Source organism: Butyrivibrio hungatei DSM 14810 (assembly GCF_900143205.1).
GTDB lineage: Bacteria > Bacillota > Clostridia > Lachnospirales > Lachnospiraceae > Butyrivibrio > Butyrivibrio hungatei.
Map to the genome: position 1 here is coordinate 97,325 of NZ_FRDH01000008.1, position 15,434 is coordinate 112,758.

A 15,434-nucleotide genomic window follows, 5' to 3' on the forward strand; every position below is an offset into this window, starting at 1 on the left:
AATTATCCAAGCTCCTTTAACAGATTCTGGAGCTGTTCCAGAACATTATCCAGTCCCTCATCACCCATGGTGCCATCACCCTCAATGCCAAACTCCTCTTTGAGCTCATCCTCATCAATGCCCTCAAAGATATCCTCCTCAGGCTCCTCCATAGGTATGCCAGTCATTCTCTCAATGGTCTTTTGGTTGATTGCATCTGGCACTGCCTGATTTATCTTGAGGACTGCATCACCAAAGGAGCCAATTGCGCTGTTATCCATTGTGAATGCAGGTTTCCAGAGTGGTGTTGTCTCATAGAGCGCATTTCTGTTGTAGTGGGTCTCATCCCTTAGGGATGCTGCAACCAGTCCAACATTAAGGAATCCTGAGCCAAATGTCTCCTGAGCCTTGACAGCAAGTCTTTCAAGGTCTGCATGAGCTGCCTTGATGGACTCAGCACTTGATGGATTGTTGGAAATAAAGCCAAGGTCATCAGTTGTGAGACCTGTTATTCCTGCAAAAGCCTTTGCATAAGTGGTCAGCTGTTCCACCAGAGGAGACACAGAGCCCTGTGTGAACTGCCCCATCTGAGGCATATTGCCCTCGTCATCCCTTGTAACCTCAAGAAACTGTGAATATTTTGCCCTCACAGTATCAAAATTACTATCCTGAGATGTCCCAAGGATATACTTTTGTGGGAAAGAATAAAACTCAGCTGCAACCTCCATTCTGGTAATTGTGAATCTTGCTTTATCCTGCAAGTCCATGCAATCCCTACTTATGCGAGATTGACCAAATGGTCTGTTTGCATCTGGGCGATAGATTATAGGCACCAGCAGAGGATAGCCTGTTGGATTGTCTATAATCTGGGGCTCTTTCTGCCCCTTGTAATATATCTGGGTCTCCTCTGGAGTGAAATATGCATCCACAAGGACTGTTCCCTTATCATCTGTCTCAAGGATTGCATAACCCTCTTTCAGGAGGTTTGTTATAGGATCAATGATTCCTGTTGCGTTTTTACCATCAATGACCTGCAATCTTGGGTAGTCGTCCTCATCAGCTGAGATGTAAACAAAGCAACATGCACTGATAAGAGCTGACCTGATGGCTGAATCAAAGAAAATATCCTTGCTGTTCATCTGGAATATTTCCCACAGGTCAAAATTGTCATTGTCAAAACCATCAAACAAGAGTCTGTTTGCCAATGAGTCAACAGCCTTGGCGCACCAGCCAAGTTTTGAGCCATACTTTGCTTGCAAATCCATAGGGATAACAGGTGATGGGTCAACCTTGAGATTCTTGAGCTCATAATAGTCATATCTGGTCTTAGCCCAAGCCTTTTTCTTATTCAGTTTGCTTTTCAGGTATGCTCTGCCTTTTAATTCACTTATTTTTGACTCTAATTCACTCATTTTTGACTCTTGATCCTTCTCTTTCAAAATTCTTTTCTGCGAGATATTGACACAGTAACTGGGGGAGTGAAGTTGTCAGCTGGGGGATGGGTAGTACCAGCCCCCATGTCAGAAAAAATCTGATGTTATTAAATTTTTTCTGATGAATTTTCCTCTCCCAGAAATTAAATTCATTTTTAACACTTGAGCTCAAAAATTTTTCCAATCGCAAGACAACTTGATACTGCTGCCAGCTGCTTGCTGTTGCTGGGTGTAATCAAGCAACTTGTTGGACTTGAGCCTGTTGCAAATCCAATGAGCAAGCTGCAAGTTGTCCATTGCACTTGGATGTCCTCCTTTGCTGACTGGGATGATGTGATCCACAGTTGCACTCATTGGATGTGGAGACTTGAGTGTCATGTCCACAGGTTTCCCACAGATAGCACACACTGACTGTGTTGCCAGTATGCGCTTGCGGTTTCTCCTATAGGGACGCTCATGCACTCCGTTGTGATCCGACCTCTTATGTGTTGCCATATACTCCTCCGTATAACAAAAAGACACTACCCATTCAATGGATAGCGTCTTTCCGAGTCTACTTGATTTTTAGGAGGAGATTTTCTCTTTTCTCTCACTCTTGCTCAATATCATGATATCACATTGAATGGTATTATAAAGTATCATTAAGTATCATTTAGTATCATCTTTTTTCAGCTCCTTTGAGAGGTTTAATAAGGCTGTCCCATGCAGTTTTAAGACATGTTTCTCTGTATATCCCATTTTCTCTGCCACCTGCTGCCAGCTTAGGAGCTTTCCGCAATCATTATCCATGTAATACCAGCGCATGACTTCTCTCTCATTTGAGCACTCTAGTTTTGAGATGTAGGACTCAGCCTCTGCTTTTCTCTGCCTAAGTCCTAAGATGGATGAGTCTATTTCCTGCTGAATGTCAACTATCTTGGCAGCTGTCTTTGAGAGTGTGTCCTCTGGTGTGGACTGTACTCTGTCACCATCATAAGTGATTCCTTTGGGTAATAAGGACAGCTCCTCTCTCCTCCTCATCTCAATTAGGTGCATCAATTCAGACTGCTCTTTCCTGATCTGCTTAAAATACTCTTTAACCTCTTGTGTTGTCACCCCTCAACTCCTCCTTTAATCCTGCTGCCTTGGCAGCTTATTTAAGTCTCCTCTCATGTAAAATGGTTTCCTTCTTTATAGGCTGATGGTAAAGGCATCCATGCTTTTGGTTTTAATCTCTGCATGTGTTCACCACAATTATTGAATGGAACACACCACCATAATCCATCACCAAAGTATGAAGCCATCATCACTTGATATGTTTCATGCCAATACGCCGTAACTAATACTTCTCGTCTGTCTTCTGGCAACCTCTCGCTAACAGGAATCCAACTTGGATATGGTGTTACTGAGGGCAAAGCTCTTATTTTTTTAAGCGCATTAACTGAATTGTTATGTTGAACTATTCGAACGACATCATCTCTATTCACTATATCCTCGCAAGACTCTTGCTCTAACATTCCAATAACATACTGCAAAGCATCTTCAAAGCAATGGTCACTCCCTGTCTGTCCGTATATAGGGCATAATTCGCATAAATCACTATGCAATTCACTGTATGATTTCATACAATGTAGTGCTATTTCTTTTGTCATTCTTCTACCTCGCTAAACTCATTGTATGGATGCAAGCACTCATCATAAGATGGACACTCCATAAAGCTAGAGTTCCCATTTTCTCCATGTGTTTCCTCGCATAAATCTTTGTATGTATGGACACTCACTATCTCTTTCTCTCATTCAATTTTCTCCAGCGTTTCAGGATCAATTCTGAACACCTTAAGCTCATTGGGGAGTCCCCAGTCTGTCATGCTGTGATTTATAATCACATGGATGTTCTCAATTGGATGTGTTTTGTAATCCTCCTCAAAGCAATATGTGGTTTCAGGGTAACAATAATAAACTCCTTCCACATAAGCTGGGTGGTGTAACGACTTAGCTCTATACTTCTTTGGTTTAATCATTCATCTCACCATCCCTATCTTGTATGATACATAGGCAATCCAGAGCAGGAATGCTCCTGCAAGGATGCATATAATCTTTTCAACCATCTCTCTCATTCTCTTTGTCCTGCTGCCTCTTGATGTCATCTCTTATGGACTCATAGTCTGTAATAGCAACAATCAATAGCAATATCCCCAACAATAAAACAATAGCTGCTTTCATTCCCTCATCCTGTCTTTCAGGATAACAATGTATAGGTTATCCTCTTTGTCATATTCATACCCAGTCTTATAGCCATCAGTCTCCAATTTGTTCATGATCCCAATGGCATCATACTTTCCATTTCGTCCCTCAACCTTTATCCTGTCACCAGCTTTAAACCTGCCCATTTAAGAATCCTCTTTATCATTCAGTGTGAGCTGCCTCTCATAAGTGCCAGGTGAGACAATGCCATTGTGAAATAGTTTCATTCTGATGTCATAACCTTCCTGAGCGTCTTTTGACTGTCTCTGAAAGTCTTTCCTGAGCTCTGAGCTATTCTGGGTATCAACAATGATGTCCACAATCTCATCAAGGAGATTTCTTGCCTCTGTGTCTGTCAGGATTCTCCCTGTTTTATACACTGCTGCCTCCTTCCTGCTCTGGGATTTCTCCCAGAGACTTTATAAACATGGCTTTCAGAGTCTGTGTGATAAATTCCTTAGCCAAAAGGTCAATTTAAGACATCCATGTCCCCAGTATTATTAAATCCATCACAGATTGCCTGAACAAGGCATTTCTCAATCTGGTCATCAGTAAAGCCATTTGCTCTGAATTGTTCAATGACCATGGCAACAATGCCAACATACTCTTTCTGGAAATCCTCTCCTGAGTCAGCTTTAACTTTTATTTCTATCTTTCCTGTCTCAGTATTTATCTGTGCTTTAATCATCCTCTGTGCCCTCCTCAGGAATCACTGCGTAGAGCTTTGAGCCTCTGTGGATTCCATGTGAGACAGCTTGTGGTGTTATTTTTAAGATTCTTGCAAGGTCATGGCAATTGTCTCTGACTGCAACAATGTTCCCTTGCTTGTCATATTTTGCAATCATAGCTCCTCCTTATCATTTACCCTGTGCCATGGCTCCCAGCTGATTCTTATTCCACAGCTGGGGCATTTCTCACAGTCAACCTCATTCTGCTTTCCGTAGTCCCAAAATCCATAGCCACACTTAGGACAATATGGGTCATCCATGAGACCCTTGATCTCAACTGGATAGATTCTGCCAACATCTGCTCCATTGCATCTGGCACCACATAGCCATTGCTCACACTCTCTGCAACATTTAAGAGGACAGATGATGTCATCTAAGGTGAGCGCAACATCCCAGAGGTTTCTTTTGTTGCATGTATGCCCTGAGAATTTACACTCCTTTATCTGGGACAGGTAATCAAATATGCTAATTTGCCCTTTTATTTGTCCACTCATTTCCCTCATGATTCCATGTACAGCATTCACAGAAATAGCTGCAGCCATATGCCTCTCTTACTCCAGCGCACATGTTTTTCTTTATCTGCTCACTGTCAACTTTGCGCTCCTCCTTGGAATGAAAGAGCTTATGAATAAAATATCTGATGTAATCGAATAAACTAAAATGTTCCATGTTTACCTCATAACTGTGTCAGAGGGCAGCCTGAACAGAATTTCTCAATAAAGTAATCAGGATCAACACCTGCTGCCTCTGCCCTGAATTTACAATATCCATCACAGATAGATTCCTTGATGGTCTCTATCTGCTCAGGTATTGTCATGTCACTTTTGTTTTTGCGCCTGTGATTATAATTTGTGTCTCTGTAAGTCTTTGGTTGTTCCATAGTTTTATCCCCTTAAGGCTCCCTATCCTGAGATACCTATAACCCTCTCCAAATACATAGAGCGAATATCTCATGATAGGTGGTTTATGCTCTGCCAGCTTGCCCATTCCAAATTCAAGGACACCTGTTTTCTCTGATCCGTCCTTGAAAGTGATGGTCACAAGCTCATCAAGAAAGCAATTCAGTCTCTTATTGTTTCCACTCATAAGCTGTCCCCCTCTTATGGATCGTCAAGAAAATAAAAACCCTCTGGGATGAGATTCTGTCTCATCAAATCCTCATTTTCTGATGGTAAAATGCAGTGTTTATCTGCCTTGTCAGCTTTAAAATCCTGTTTTGGATGAGGCAACATGCCTTTTTGATAAATCAGGCTCTCTTTATTCCAGCCCTTATAATGTCTTTTCAGATACTCCTCTGCTATTTTCAGCATTTCCCCTCTATTCACAGAGTTATCCAGTTTGTCATGGCATGGTCTGCAAACAGTCAGGATGTTCTCCTCAATTCCCAGCCCTCCATGTGATCTGGGAATAAAATGTGCCTCACCTCTACCCCAACATCCACAGAATATGCATAAGTGGTTGTCCCTTTTTTCAACTTTCTCCCTTGTACTCTTAGAGATTGCACATGCTCTGGTGCGCTTATGCACTAAAACTCAGAGTCCTCATCATCCTTAAATGTCATTTTGAGTTTTAGCTTGTCCTTAGATGTCCTTGAAAGAGTCCAAGTGTTCTGGGAATCCAAACTTATGCTTGCTTTTTTTATCAGACCTCTTGAAATCATGCTTGCGAGGATGACAAAGAGTATCTGAATCTCATTCCACCTCTGTAATAGCTTTTTGTCTGTTGGTCTTTGCTCTCTTGTCTGCTGACAAACTCTGTGAATCTGATTGACCATCATGGTGTAAGATGTTTTTCTCTCAATCTCCTCACAGGATAGAGGGCACCCACACTCACCTGAGACAATCTCATCAATCTCATTCTGGGTTGTTCCCTCTCTTACTTTGGTGACTTTCTGCTGATGGCAATATTTGCATGTGCCTGTCACAGTCACCATTTTGAGTTTAATCTTTTCCACTGGCATTTATTCTCCTCCTTAGCTCATTTGAATATCTATTGCCCAGCTCCTCCTTGGGAGCCATAACAACCTTGTGGATTTTAAGGAGCTCTGACACCTGCTGCCATTCAGAGGCATATCTGACAGAATCTCCTTTGGTAGTTATGAAATTGTTTTCCTGCCACTTTGCAAGCCACCCATTATTCATGGCAGCTCTGATGTGGCTGTTTGATATATATAATTTGATCTCTGCTGCCTTATTGAACCTGCCAAGTGCATCCCTTAAAGCTAAAAGGGAGGCTCTTTGCTCTGTTGAGTCCCTTAAGCAGACAATCCCATCTCTTTCAAAGACCTGTCCTTTAATGACTGTCCTGATATACCATCTTGCTTGAACTTCCTTTTTCTGAGATGTGCATTTTTCCTCATCTTGGATGAACATTTCAACTGCCATTTGCCCTATTTCTCCTGCCAAAAAGCCTCTTAATACCATTCAACAATGAGAATTTATGCGGTTTCTTGAGTTTTGGTTTTTGAGGGCATGGTCTTAAGTCCCTAACCATATATCTCTGATATCTGATTCCCAGTCCCTCATGGAATCCTGAGACAAATGAGTCTTTGACAAGCTCATATCCCTTTGGGATGACAGGATCATCTCTTAGTTTCTCGTTTGAAACCATCCTCCTCACCTCTGGTTTTCTTAAATTCCTTGATCTGTGATACTTGGCTTTTCCTTTTTCAGCCTCCTCTTTGGTTTCCACCTTCACAAGGTATTCAGCAAGCTCTCTGTAAGCTCCATCCTCATACATTGTGGATATGTGGATATGTCCAGAACCCCACTGCTGCCTTATCAGCTCCAATAGCTCAGGATCATTAGGTATGACCATGTGATGATGCAGAGCCTCTTTTCTTTTGCCTCTCTCTGTGATGGCTATAAACTTAAACTCTTTGCCAGCCTTTTTGCATCTGCGTCTGACTCTGTCAAGGAATCTCTTTAAATTCTCATCTGATTCCCTATATGTGCACTTTTCATTCCCTTTTGGATAACCTAAGACCAGATGATAACCCTCTCTGAAATTTCCAAGGATCAGGAGTTGCAGTTCATCAGCTCTCAGCTTTGTGTTGTACTTTCTTTGATATTCACTGGACACTTTCTGCCTCTTTTTTCTCTTCTTACCTGCTCCACCAAAGTTAAAAGCTGTGTATTTCTGAACCAAAGTGAACTCCCCCACCTTGCTCACTTTTACTATGTGCAATTTATGACACCCCTATCATAATTTTATCGTTTACGCTAAGTTTAAATATTTAATCGCTCTTGTAATAGGGATAGAAAATGCAGTAAACAAGCGGATTCCACTTGCTTTTCTGCATCTTTTGGGTTACAATAATTAAAAGCAATTTAAATTATTGTTCCACCCAAAATTGAGCTGTCCCCTCAGCTCTTTTTTATTGCTCTTTTTCCGTGTAGAAATTATGGTCTCTGAATGTAAATGCATATTCAAACCATTTCTCCAGCACATCAGAGTCCTTGATCTCAAAGGCAACAATGTTTTCTGCCACTTCTCCATTTAAAATCATTCCAAGAGCCTCTGTGACCTCATAGCTCAGGATCACCTGCTCCTCATATCTGCCATCAGTGACAGAGCTGAAAGCCCCTTTTTGAAATATCACTTCCTCAATGGAGTCTGGAAAAGACCTGCTGCCTACTCTGTTCATAACTACGCTCATGACAAGCCACATGCCATCAATGCCTTGATTGCCAGCCTCAGCCTGTGCAACCTTCATGAGCATTTTCTTTTCTGCATCTGTCATTACCTGCCCTGAGCTCTGTGAAATGCTTTCTGGGCATTGTCCCATTTCTTCAACTTGGACATCTCCATTGACTGATAAATCCTCTGTTTCTCTTTTTTCTTGGATATAGGTTTCTGTCTCCTCATGTGGTATCTCCTCCCAGATTGAATCTGAATTAGTTGGAATTGCAAAGTGCAATAGTGTTCCTGCCATCACTGATAAAATCCCTGTCAGTGTCAGCATTCTTTTGAATCCCCTCATGCTCTCTCACTCCCTTTTGTTCTATTGTTTTCAGGATAGAATAGATGCTGTGCGACTCATCAATTTTGATGAGTCCAATATCATCCACCTGTCTCTGATCTGCTAATATGTGAATCACTTTCATGTATCACCCTCTAAGGCTCCAATATATGCAGAGGAGATTGAGGACACAGGCAATAACATTGATGATGGTTACAACTGTTGCCAGCCTCTGCCTCCTCTTAAGATTTCTGACCGACTCTGAAAACTGCTTGCATAGGTCTTTATAGGCTTTATCCTGAATTGTCATAACTCCTCCCTAAAGCTCTTTCTTAACTTCAAAGCTCTGAGCCATTGCCTGAGCCAGTGATTGCACCAGCACCTCATCACCAGCAAGGTTGTTATAACCTAAGTGGGTAAAGAAACCATGTACCATCTCATGTATGAGTGTCTGTTTCTCCATCTCTGGTGGCATGCCTGTGCTTAAAGTGATCTTGCACTCCTTGTACTTGATCTCTCCAAAGTGGGTCTCACATGCTGTGAAAGAATCATCCTTGAACACAACCTCATGTGGGACACCACAGATGTTGACCTTAAAGTCTCTCATCATACATCCTCCTATTTAGTTAATGTGGAATACCTGCTGCCCCTTGGCGCATTTGAATAATGCTGTTATCAAGATGTTTTAGAAATGTATATGTCAATATACATTTCTAATATGCTATAAAGTCTCTGGGGGCACCCTAGAGACTGCGCCTCAACCAAGTAACTTTTTAAGTTACTCTTTAGCAAAAAAAATGCTGACTGGGTCTATTATATTAAGCTCTTTAATCATAATCTCAATCTCATCTGAGCCAAACACTCCTTTGCTCATCTTGTCATAGAAAGTCTTAGGAGTAACACCAATCAGCTTTGCCACATCTTTCTGTGTCAAATTATTCCTTGTAATTTCAGCTTTTAAATCATTTACCTTAATCATAATTGCTCACCTCTCCAAGTAACTTATTAGGTTACTATTTAACTTTAATTTTGTTTTTGTGACTTGTCAAGTTATTTTTTATTGTTAAAGTAACTTTTTTGTTATATTATTGTTTCTAGGAGGAAACAGAAATGACTATAGGCAACAGAATTAAAGAGCTAAGGAGTGCTATTGGTTTTACTCAAACAGACCTTGCTGATAAGATTGGAGTTTCAAAGCAGACTCTCTATAAATATGAGAATGACATAATAACAAATATTCCATCTGACAAGATTGAGCTCATGGCTCATGCATTGAATGTTTCACCTGCTGCCCTTATGGGATGGGATAAAGAACAATCTGAACAGGATAAGCGCATTCTGTGTAAAGATTATGACCTGCTCAATGATGCTGGGAGAAAGAAACTACTTGACTATGCCAATGATCTTGTCAGCTCTGGAAATTATAAAAAAGAGTCCCAGCCGATTTCCAAAGATATGTTAGCTTGAAAAAATGACGCAACTTTGTGTCAACTTCATGTCATTGACAAATTGAATGTTTTGTGATTTTCTGCTCCTCATTTTTGAGGAGCAATACTTTTAGGAGGAATTATGCAGGTTGCAGCATATATCAGAGTCAGCACAGATAAACAGGCTGATAAGGGCTATTCTCTCCCAGAACAGGAGGAGAGGATCAGAGCCTATTGCAAATCAAAGGGCTGGGAATTATCCAAGATTTATTCTGATGCAGGTTTCACTGGCTCCAATATGGACAGACCAGCTTTGCAGGAGCTCATGAGGGAGATATCTGCTTATGACATTGTCCTTGTCAATAAATTAGACAGGCTCTCTAGGTCTCAAAAGGACACTTTGCACCTCATTCAAGATATATTTGCACCTGCTGGAGCATCCTTTGTGTCTATGCAGGAATCTTTTGACACCACCACCCCAATAGGGATTGCCATGGTTGGCATTCTCTCAGCCTTTGCCCAGCTTGAACGCTCCCAAATCAAGGAGAGGATGAAAATGGGTAAAGAGGGCAGAAAGAAAAAAGGCTTGTGGCATGGTGGAGTGAATATCCCAACTGGATATGACTATAAGGATGGAATCCTGCTGCCAAATGATGAGGCAGAGCAGGTCAGGATCATCTATGAGATGTTTCTTGAGGGAATCTCCATCAGGGACATAACCAGATATCTCCAATCTCATTTCACTACTCGCTATACGTCATGGAATTATGTGGGGACAGTCAGGAGGATTCTTTCAAATCCTGTCTACATTGGAATGGTTGGTGACTATAAGGGGCAGCATGAGCCCCTTATTGACCTTGAAACATTTGACAGAGTGCAAGTGCTCCTTGATGAGAGAAAACAAGGAGGCAAAGTCTCAACAGGAAAACATCTGATGACAGGTTTTATCTATTGTGGATATTGTGGGTCAAGAGTGCGCTCCTGCTGCTCTGTCACCAAGGCAAAGAGATATGGATATTATAGATGTGGCAGAGCTGACACAGGGCAATTGTCAAAACTGGATCACAAATGTGAATTGAAACCTAAAAACGAAAATGAAATTGATGAAATTATTAAAAACGAAATCTTAAAAGTGAAATTTGAGGATGTTGAGATTTCAGATTCTGCTGCCACTGTCCTCCCAGATAACTCAGAGGAGATCAAAAAGATTGACCAGCAGATAAACCGCCTCATTGATCTATATGCCATCTGTGGTGATAATGTTGAGGAGCTTGCTAAGAAACTCAAAGACCTGAAAGCCAAGAAAACGGCTCTTGAAAAGATAAGTGCAAAGCCAAAAAGAGCCACTAAGAAACATATCATGGAATCCTTAAGGATTGCCCAAGATACATTTGATAGTGGCTCCATAGAGGATAAGAGAATGATTATAGATTCTCTTATATCCAGAGTTGACCTCTACAATGATACTGTGAAAATCACTTGGAAATTTTCATGATTATTTTTTTATAGACTGTTTAGCCTTGATTTTGTCCATGGCATCAACAAACACAAGGATCTCTGCAACTACTTCATAGAGTTCAGGCGGAATCATTTCGCCAATCTCAAGTCTCGACAAAGTATCTGCCAGTTTGTCATCCTCATGGACAGGTATCTTATTTTCTTTAGCCTTTTCAATGATCTTTTCAGCAAGGGCACCCTTACCAGAAGCTATTACCTTAGGAGCCCCATCTTCATTTGGATCATATCCAAGTGCTACCGCAGTCTTATTTTTCTTATTTTCCATTTCTAGTCCTCAAGTTATGCTCTTGCGTCAAAAGAAGCTGTTGATATGATTGGCATCTTACTTACATCCAGCATCTCATCTACTGCCATATCCTTGCCATCTTCATCAGTATGAAGCTTCATTGTGACCTGCATAGAATAGCCGCGCTTTTCGAGTCGTTCATTAAGTATATGGATGTTGTCATTTATAAGATCAAGTACTGAGTCATCTGCTACATAAAAATGGGTAGAAACCTTCTTTTCCAGCATCTTCACATAAACATCTACAGGTCCAAGATTCTCCATATCAAGGTGAAGCATAGCACTGACGGAGCCGTCCTCACTCATACGCTTATTTTTATTTCTATATACATACAGATCTCCATGAGCATTTTGCCCTGTCATCTGAAGCGGAAGCTGAACATATTGAAACATCTGATTTAGCTGATTCATAAAATCCAGATTGTTCTGCAGGTTATTGGCAGCCTGACCAAGCTTTGATTCAGCTCCCATAGTATTATTGATGGTCTCAGTAAGATTATTTATCTGTTTACCAAGCCTTTGATAAAGGTTTTGGATATTTTCCTTGTTTTCTACTTCATCAGGTTTTAGCATCCACTGATCAGCAATATTATTCTTAAGAAGCTTATTGTATTCATTTGATGAAAAGAGCTTTTTCCAGGCAGCAGCTTCTGTATTATTTGTTAGATCTGCTTCGTTAAAAGCTTTGGCAAGCTCTCCAAGTAGCTCTTTTTCAGACAAAGAGCCGTTACTTCCCTTAACATCATTTAAAAACCTGTTTATAGTCTCTTCTTTTATTCCAAGCTCTTTTAAGGTGTCAGAAAAAAGAGCTGTGTTCTGGGCTTTGTTATCTGCTTTGTCCAAAACATTTTCTTCAACAGCTTCATTTAGAAGTACTTCGGCCTTGGGAAGCTCTTTTGCTACATCAGTAACAGTCTGTTCGTTTTGAAAAATTACCGTTTCAGCATTAACAGTTCCTTCAGAAACAGCTGCCTCTTCATTTCCAAACAGCTTAAGTACCTCGCCATAAAGTTTCATAGCTGTGTCAGAATTCCCGCTATTAGTAAGAGTTTCGTAGGAATTTGGAAGCTCATCTATGATATTCTGCATCTCATTTATAACCTGATGCTCATAGTTTCTATAGCTCTCATAACCTTTTATATTGTTATCAGTTATTGGAATATTAAGGGCTTTCATCTCTACCAAAGTATCAATTGAAGTATTTGGAAAAGCTGAAAGAGCCTTACTCATATCCTGAAGTGAATTCTTATCGATTGGAAGCGAATGTTCCATCATAGTCTTCACCATCTGGACATTGTCGCGATTGACCTCGAGCCCAGCAGCATTTAAAGCTTTTTCTGTACTCTGATCAATAGATGTATTCTCATACAAAGGAGTAATAGAAACATTGTTAGATGAAAGAGATTTTACAACAAAATTAAGCATCTGGCCTTCTCTAAGCCCCATGCCCTCAGAAAGCCTTGCTGACAATACATTATCGCCAACGCTGATATTAACTATCTTCTCGCCTTCTGCATCTTCTATAGACAATACCTTCCCCTGAATGGTAGAGCCATTCTTAAGCTCAAGAGGCTGCTTATCTGCTCCTACCTGATTAAGCTGACTACCATTCACAAGGATAGTATTATTTGATTGTGATACGCTCTGTATATTACTCATACAAAGTTACCTATAAATGATCTTCGATGTAGTTCACAAGGTCCGTATTTTTTTAGAGCTGCGATATGATCTGCACTGCCATATCCTTTATTTGAATCAAAACCGTATTCAGGATACTTCTTGGCATACTCCTTCATAAGTCTGTCCCTTGTAACCTTGGCAATGATACTTGCCGCAGCAATTGACATACTCTTGGCATCACCTTTTATGATAGATATCTGTTTGTAATCTTCAAGCTGAGGAATGTGAACAGCATCTATCAAAAGAGCATTAGGCTTAACCTTAAGGTTATTAACAGCCATAGTCATAGCTTCGTAGGTAGCCTGCAAAATATTGATCTCATCAATCCTCTCAGGAGAATTACAACCAATACCTACAGCTATTGCTTCATCCATGATGATATCATAAAGCTCTTCTCTCTTTTTTTCGGATAATTTCTTGGAATCGTTAATATAAAGAATATTGGAATCGCTTGGCAAAATAACTGCCGCGGCATACACAGGACCTGCAAGAGGTCCTCTACCAACTTCATCGATACCACAAAGATAGCCTAAAGAAGCATATTCCTTTTCATATTTCTTCATCTCATCGAGACGCAAAAGCTCTTTTTGGATGGCTTCTACCTTCTTGTGGGCAGTAGCCACCATCTTCTGAACTCCAGCTCTCTCGTCAGAAGAAAACTCATCAATAAACATGGAATACTCATCAATAGTCCCAAGCCCTGAAAGTAAAGACTTTATCTCAGACATAGCCTTCATCAATCAATTCCTCCCATCTTATCGAAAGGAAAGATTCTAAGAAAGGCTCGTCCCATAATATCTTTTTTCTTGATACTTCCAACAGAAATATCTCTGCTGTCCATACTGTTATTCCTGTTATCTCCAAGAACAAAGTACTCATCATCACCAAGTACAACTTCCGTCTCGGCTCTACCAGGATCTCTCATTATTTCAGCTCCATAGTTTTCTTCAAGAATCTCGCCGTTAATATAGATATTTCCAGCGTAATCGATCCTTACCGTCTCCCCGGGAAGGCCAATGACTCTTTTGATAAAGAACTGCTGATTTCCATATTTGTATGGAAATACGATTATCTCAAAACGCTTAGGTCCACTGAATCTATAGGATACCTTCTCAATCAACAATGAGTCACCATTTTGAAGAGTTGGTTCCATTGAAGTTCCACTAACCTCAGTTCTCTGCATTACAAAAGTAATAAAAAGATATGTAAGGCAAAAGATAACCGCAATATACGCTACTGTACTAAGAATTTCCTTTAAGACCCTTTTCATACATTCCGCCGTTTCCGTGTCTGATACACTAATTAGTCTGGTCTTTCAAGAGAAAGTCTGCCAAGCCTTCCATTTCTAAAATCATCAAGTAGAAGCGCAGATGCCCTTGAAATATCAGGAGTAGCCCCCTGTTTAAAACATTTTCTATTAATAGCAATAGCTGATAAAACAGCACTTGCTGGAGTCTGATACTGATCCTCCATAAGCTCATCTATTTGTTCATCAGTAATATTATACTTCTCAGAAATAGCATTAGGATAGTACTGTTTTAATATCTTGATAAGTTCGCAGGCAAGTTCATCTGTATCGATGTTCTCGTCATTCATAGAGCCAATAAATGCAAGATGAAGACCTACAGTCTGATCCTCAAATTTAGGCCATAAAATACCTGGAGTATCAAGAAGCTGAAGGTTCTTGCCAAGGGAGATCCACTGCTTACCCTTTGTAACACCAGGCTTATTTCCTGTCTTGGCAGAAGCCTTACCTGCAAGCTTATTGATAAATGTTGACTTACCAACGTTAGGAATACCTGCAACCATAGCTCTGATAGGTCTTCCAACAATACCTCTTTTTTTATCCTTTTCTATCTTTTCAGCGCAGGCATTTTGAATGAGTTCCTTCACCTTACCAGCTTCATTACCAGTCTTGGAGTTCATCTCCATTACAAAATAACCCTGTTTCTGATAATATTCTTTCCATCTTTTAGTAATAGCTGGATCCGCAAGATCAGCTTTGTTCAAAATGATGAGTCTGAACTTATTCTTGCCAAGTTCATCAATATCAGGATTTCTACCTGATGCTGGGATTCTGGCATCAGTAATCTCTATAATGATATCAATAAGCTTGATATTTTCCTGCATCATTCTGATTGCCTTAGTCATGTGACCAGGATACCACTGTAAATTCATCTAACTACCTTTCTTATCATTTG

29 protein-coding genes are annotated in these 15,434 nt (G+C 40.4%); 2 read left to right on the forward strand and 27 right to left on the reverse strand.

Features of this window, described 5'->3' with window-relative positions:
- Positions 1-2 precede the first annotated feature (2 nt).
- The 22 genes from BUA02_RS10530 to BUA02_RS10615 all read right to left on the reverse strand — a co-directional run bounded on the left by BUA02_RS10530 (position 3) and on the right by BUA02_RS10615 (position 9,302).
- Positions 3-1,391: a phage portal protein gene (locus tag BUA02_RS10530; protein WP_072703797.1), complete on the reverse strand. Its 1,389-nt coding sequence runs from the start codon at positions 1,389-1,391 to the stop codon at positions 3-5.
- A gap of 189 nt (positions 1,392-1,580) precedes the next feature.
- Positions 1,581-1,907 carry an HNH endonuclease gene (locus BUA02_RS10535; protein ID WP_072703800.1) on the reverse strand — a complete coding sequence of 109 codons (327 nt, stop codon included), beginning with the start codon at positions 1,905-1,907 and terminating at the stop codon, positions 1,581-1,583.
- A gap of 153 nt (positions 1,908-2,060) precedes the next feature.
- Positions 2,061-2,507 carry a hypothetical protein gene (locus tag BUA02_RS10540; RefSeq protein WP_072703803.1) on the reverse strand — a complete coding sequence of 149 codons (447 nt, stop codon included), beginning with the start codon at positions 2,505-2,507 and terminating at the stop codon, positions 2,061-2,063.
- Between the two features lie 53 nt (positions 2,508-2,560).
- A complete protein-coding gene (locus BUA02_RS10545; protein WP_072703806.1) occupies positions 2,561-3,043 on the reverse strand; it encodes a DUF551 domain-containing protein in 483 nt (160 codons plus the stop codon).
- Between the two features lie 140 nt (positions 3,044-3,183).
- The gene (locus tag BUA02_RS10550) at positions 3,184-3,411 is read right to left on the reverse strand and encodes a hypothetical protein (RefSeq protein ID WP_072703809.1); all 228 of its coding nucleotides are present in this window, start codon (positions 3,409-3,411) and stop codon (positions 3,184-3,186) included.
- Between the two features lie 79 nt (positions 3,412-3,490).
- Positions 3,491-3,613 (reverse strand): hypothetical protein, encoded by a 123-nt coding sequence (locus tag BUA02_RS16145; protein WP_278300542.1) that lies wholly within the window; start codon positions 3,611-3,613, stop codon positions 3,491-3,493.
- Positions 3,610-3,780 carry a hypothetical protein gene (locus tag BUA02_RS15930; protein ID WP_178297655.1) on the reverse strand — a complete coding sequence of 57 codons (171 nt, stop codon included), beginning with the start codon at positions 3,778-3,780 and terminating at the stop codon, positions 3,610-3,612. The genes BUA02_RS16145 and BUA02_RS15930 overlap by 4 nt, the downstream gene beginning before the upstream one ends.
- On the reverse strand, positions 3,781-4,014 hold the full coding sequence (locus tag BUA02_RS10555; RefSeq protein ID WP_072703812.1) for a hypothetical protein: 234 nt from the start codon (positions 4,012-4,014) through the stop codon (positions 3,781-3,783).
- Between the two features lie 89 nt (positions 4,015-4,103).
- Entirely contained in the window at positions 4,104-4,322 is a 219-nt protein-coding gene (locus tag BUA02_RS10560) for a hypothetical protein (RefSeq protein WP_072703815.1), read from the reverse strand.
- Entirely contained in the window at positions 4,315-4,479 is a 165-nt protein-coding gene (locus BUA02_RS15935; RefSeq protein ID WP_178297656.1) for a hypothetical protein, read from the reverse strand. Before BUA02_RS15935 ends, BUA02_RS10560 begins: the two co-directional genes overlap by 8 nt.
- Positions 4,476-4,904, reverse strand: coding sequence for a hypothetical protein (locus BUA02_RS10565; RefSeq protein ID WP_143147411.1), 429 nt, complete (start codon positions 4,902-4,904; stop codon positions 4,476-4,478). The genes BUA02_RS15935 and BUA02_RS10565 overlap by 4 nt, the downstream gene beginning before the upstream one ends.
- 134 nt (positions 4,905-5,038) lie before the next feature.
- Positions 5,039-5,179, reverse strand: a complete 141-nt coding sequence (locus BUA02_RS15705; RefSeq protein ID WP_178297657.1) for a hypothetical protein — start codon at positions 5,177-5,179, stop codon at positions 5,039-5,041.
- Positions 5,176-5,448 carry a hypothetical protein gene (locus BUA02_RS10575; protein ID WP_072703824.1) on the reverse strand — a complete coding sequence of 91 codons (273 nt, stop codon included), beginning with the start codon at positions 5,446-5,448 and terminating at the stop codon, positions 5,176-5,178. The genes BUA02_RS15705 and BUA02_RS10575 overlap by 4 nt, the downstream gene beginning before the upstream one ends.
- 14 nt (positions 5,449-5,462) lie before the next feature.
- Complete coding sequence (locus tag BUA02_RS15710) at positions 5,463-5,672, reverse strand: hypothetical protein (RefSeq protein WP_143147413.1); 210 nt, start codon at positions 5,670-5,672, stop codon at positions 5,463-5,465.
- Between the two features lie 215 nt (positions 5,673-5,887).
- On the reverse strand, positions 5,888-6,322 hold the full coding sequence (locus BUA02_RS10585; RefSeq protein ID WP_072703830.1) for a hypothetical protein: 435 nt from the start codon (positions 6,320-6,322) through the stop codon (positions 5,888-5,890).
- A complete protein-coding gene (locus BUA02_RS10590) occupies positions 6,303-6,746 on the reverse strand; it encodes a ribonuclease H family protein (protein WP_072703833.1) in 444 nt (147 codons plus the stop codon). Before BUA02_RS10590 ends, BUA02_RS10585 begins: the two co-directional genes overlap by 20 nt.
- On the reverse strand, positions 6,736-7,509 hold the full coding sequence (locus tag BUA02_RS10595) for a rolling circle replication-associated protein (protein ID WP_072703836.1): 774 nt from the start codon (positions 7,507-7,509) through the stop codon (positions 6,736-6,738). The genes BUA02_RS10590 and BUA02_RS10595 overlap by 11 nt, the downstream gene beginning before the upstream one ends.
- A gap of 229 nt (positions 7,510-7,738) precedes the next feature.
- Positions 7,739-8,296 carry a cell wall hydrolase gene (locus tag BUA02_RS15945; RefSeq protein ID WP_207647716.1) on the reverse strand — a complete coding sequence of 186 codons (558 nt, stop codon included), beginning with the start codon at positions 8,294-8,296 and terminating at the stop codon, positions 7,739-7,741.
- Positions 8,259-8,468: a hypothetical protein gene (locus BUA02_RS15950; RefSeq protein ID WP_072703842.1), complete on the reverse strand. Its 210-nt coding sequence runs from the start codon at positions 8,466-8,468 to the stop codon at positions 8,259-8,261. The genes BUA02_RS15945 and BUA02_RS15950 overlap by 38 nt, the downstream gene beginning before the upstream one ends.
- A 3-nt stretch (positions 8,469-8,471) precedes the next feature.
- Positions 8,472-8,633: a hypothetical protein gene (locus tag BUA02_RS15955; RefSeq protein ID WP_178297659.1), complete on the reverse strand. Its 162-nt coding sequence runs from the start codon at positions 8,631-8,633 to the stop codon at positions 8,472-8,474.
- Between the two features lie 9 nt (positions 8,634-8,642).
- The gene (locus BUA02_RS10610) at positions 8,643-8,933 is read right to left on the reverse strand and encodes a hypothetical protein (RefSeq protein ID WP_143147414.1); all 291 of its coding nucleotides are present in this window, start codon (positions 8,931-8,933) and stop codon (positions 8,643-8,645) included.
- Between the two features lie 168 nt (positions 8,934-9,101).
- The gene (locus tag BUA02_RS10615; protein WP_072703849.1) at positions 9,102-9,302 is read right to left on the reverse strand and encodes a DUF739 domain-containing protein; all 201 of its coding nucleotides are present in this window, start codon (positions 9,300-9,302) and stop codon (positions 9,102-9,104) included.
- A gap of 131 nt (positions 9,303-9,433) precedes the next feature.
- Between BUA02_RS10615 and BUA02_RS10620 the strand changes: the two genes are divergently transcribed.
- Positions 9,434-9,790, forward strand: coding sequence for a helix-turn-helix domain-containing protein (locus BUA02_RS10620; protein WP_072703852.1), 357 nt, complete (start codon positions 9,434-9,436; stop codon positions 9,788-9,790).
- A 102-nt stretch (positions 9,791-9,892) separates the two neighbouring features.
- On the forward strand, positions 9,893-11,245 hold the full coding sequence (locus tag BUA02_RS10625; protein WP_083572737.1) for a recombinase family protein: 1,353 nt from the start codon (positions 9,893-9,895) through the stop codon (positions 11,243-11,245).
- Here the strand turns inward: BUA02_RS10625 and BUA02_RS10630 are convergent, their stop codons facing one another.
- The 5 genes from BUA02_RS10630 to ylqF are packed head-to-tail and all read right to left on the reverse strand — an operon-like array spanning position 11,246 to position 15,411.
- Positions 11,246-11,533, reverse strand: coding sequence for an EscU/YscU/HrcU family type III secretion system export apparatus switch protein (locus BUA02_RS10630; RefSeq protein WP_072703859.1), 288 nt, complete (start codon positions 11,531-11,533; stop codon positions 11,246-11,248).
- A 14-nt stretch (positions 11,534-11,547) separates the two neighbouring features.
- A complete protein-coding gene (fliK, locus tag BUA02_RS10635; protein ID WP_072703862.1) occupies positions 11,548-13,212 on the reverse strand; it encodes a flagellar hook-length control protein FliK in 1,665 nt (554 codons plus the stop codon).
- Positions 13,209-13,970 (reverse strand): ribonuclease HII, encoded by a 762-nt coding sequence (locus tag BUA02_RS10640; RefSeq protein WP_072703865.1) that lies wholly within the window; start codon positions 13,968-13,970, stop codon positions 13,209-13,211. Before BUA02_RS10640 ends, fliK begins: the two co-directional genes overlap by 4 nt.
- Entirely contained in the window at positions 13,970-14,503 is a 534-nt protein-coding gene (gene lepB, locus BUA02_RS10645; protein WP_071176007.1) for a signal peptidase I, read from the reverse strand. The genes BUA02_RS10640 and lepB overlap by 1 nt, the downstream gene beginning before the upstream one ends.
- 32 nt (positions 14,504-14,535) lie before the next feature.
- Positions 14,536-15,411 carry a ribosome biogenesis GTPase YlqF gene (gene ylqF / locus BUA02_RS10650; protein ID WP_071176006.1) on the reverse strand — a complete coding sequence of 292 codons (876 nt, stop codon included), beginning with the start codon at positions 15,409-15,411 and terminating at the stop codon, positions 14,536-14,538.
- Positions 15,412-15,434: the final 23 nt, after the last annotated feature.

Coding starts and splice junctions, on each gene's coding strand:
- BUA02_RS10620 (WP_072703852.1), top strand. CDS start 9,434: ATGACTATAGGCAACAGAATTAAAGAGCTAAGGAGTGCTATTGGTTTT.
- BUA02_RS10545 (WP_072703806.1), bottom strand. CDS start 3,043: ATGACAAAAGAAATAGCACTACATTGTATGAAATCATACAGTGAATTG.
- ylqF (WP_071176006.1), bottom strand. CDS start 15,411: ATGAATTTACAGTGGTATCCTGGTCACATGACTAAGGCAATCAGAATG.
- BUA02_RS10610 (WP_143147414.1), bottom strand. CDS start 8,933: ATGATGAGAGACTTTAAGGTCAACATCTGTGGTGTCCCACATGAGGTT.
- BUA02_RS10560 (WP_072703815.1), bottom strand. CDS start 4,322: ATGATTAAAGCACAGATAAATACTGAGACAGGAAAGATAGAAATAAAA.
- fliK (WP_072703862.1), bottom strand. CDS start 13,212: ATGAGTAATATACAGAGCGTATCACAATCAAATAATACTATCCTTGTG.
- BUA02_RS10585 (WP_072703830.1), bottom strand. CDS start 6,322: ATGCCAGTGGAAAAGATTAAACTCAAAATGGTGACTGTGACAGGCACA.
- BUA02_RS15950 (WP_072703842.1), bottom strand. CDS start 8,468: ATGAAAGTGATTCACATATTAGCAGATCAGAGACAGGTGGATGATATT.
- BUA02_RS10590 (WP_072703833.1), bottom strand. CDS start 6,746: ATGGCAGTTGAAATGTTCATCCAAGATGAGGAAAAATGCACATCTCAG.
- BUA02_RS10575 (WP_072703824.1), bottom strand. CDS start 5,448: ATGAGTGGAAACAATAAGAGACTGAATTGCTTTCTTGATGAGCTTGTG.
- BUA02_RS10535 (WP_072703800.1), bottom strand. CDS start 1,907: ATGGCAACACATAAGAGGTCGGATCACAACGGAGTGCATGAGCGTCCC.
- BUA02_RS15935 (WP_178297656.1), bottom strand. CDS start 4,479: ATGATTGCAAAATATGACAAGCAAGGGAACATTGTTGCAGTCAGAGAC.
- BUA02_RS10625 (WP_083572737.1), top strand. CDS start 9,893: ATGCAGGTTGCAGCATATATCAGAGTCAGCACAGATAAACAGGCTGAT.
- BUA02_RS15955 (WP_178297659.1), bottom strand. CDS start 8,633: ATGACAATTCAGGATAAAGCCTATAAAGACCTATGCAAGCAGTTTTCA.
- BUA02_RS10630 (WP_072703859.1), bottom strand. CDS start 11,533: ATGGAAAATAAGAAAAATAAGACTGCGGTAGCACTTGGATATGATCCA.
- BUA02_RS15705 (WP_178297657.1), bottom strand. CDS start 5,179: ATGACAATACCTGAGCAGATAGAGACCATCAAGGAATCTATCTGTGAT.
- BUA02_RS15945 (WP_207647716.1), bottom strand. CDS start 8,296: ATGGCAGGAACACTATTGCACTTTGCAATTCCAACTAATTCAGATTCA.
- BUA02_RS10565 (WP_143147411.1), bottom strand. CDS start 4,904: ATGGCTGCAGCTATTTCTGTGAATGCTGTACATGGAATCATGAGGGAA.
- BUA02_RS15710 (WP_143147413.1), bottom strand. CDS start 5,672: ATGCTGAAAATAGCAGAGGAGTATCTGAAAAGACATTATAAGGGCTGG.
- BUA02_RS15930 (WP_178297655.1), bottom strand. CDS start 3,780: ATGGGCAGGTTTAAAGCTGGTGACAGGATAAAGGTTGAGGGACGAAAT.
- BUA02_RS16145 (WP_278300542.1), bottom strand. CDS start 3,613: ATGAAAGCAGCTATTGTTTTATTGTTGGGGATATTGCTATTGATTGTT.
- BUA02_RS10530 (WP_072703797.1), bottom strand. CDS start 1,391: ATGAGTGAATTAGAGTCAAAAATAAGTGAATTAAAAGGCAGAGCATAC.
- lepB (WP_071176007.1), bottom strand. CDS start 14,503: ATGAAAAGGGTCTTAAAGGAAATTCTTAGTACAGTAGCGTATATTGCG.
- BUA02_RS10640 (WP_072703865.1), bottom strand. CDS start 13,970: ATGAAGGCTATGTCTGAGATAAAGTCTTTACTTTCAGGGCTTGGGACT.
- BUA02_RS10615 (WP_072703849.1), bottom strand. CDS start 9,302: ATGATTAAGGTAAATGATTTAAAAGCTGAAATTACAAGGAATAATTTG.
- BUA02_RS10550 (WP_072703809.1), bottom strand. CDS start 3,411: ATGATTAAACCAAAGAAGTATAGAGCTAAGTCGTTACACCACCCAGCT.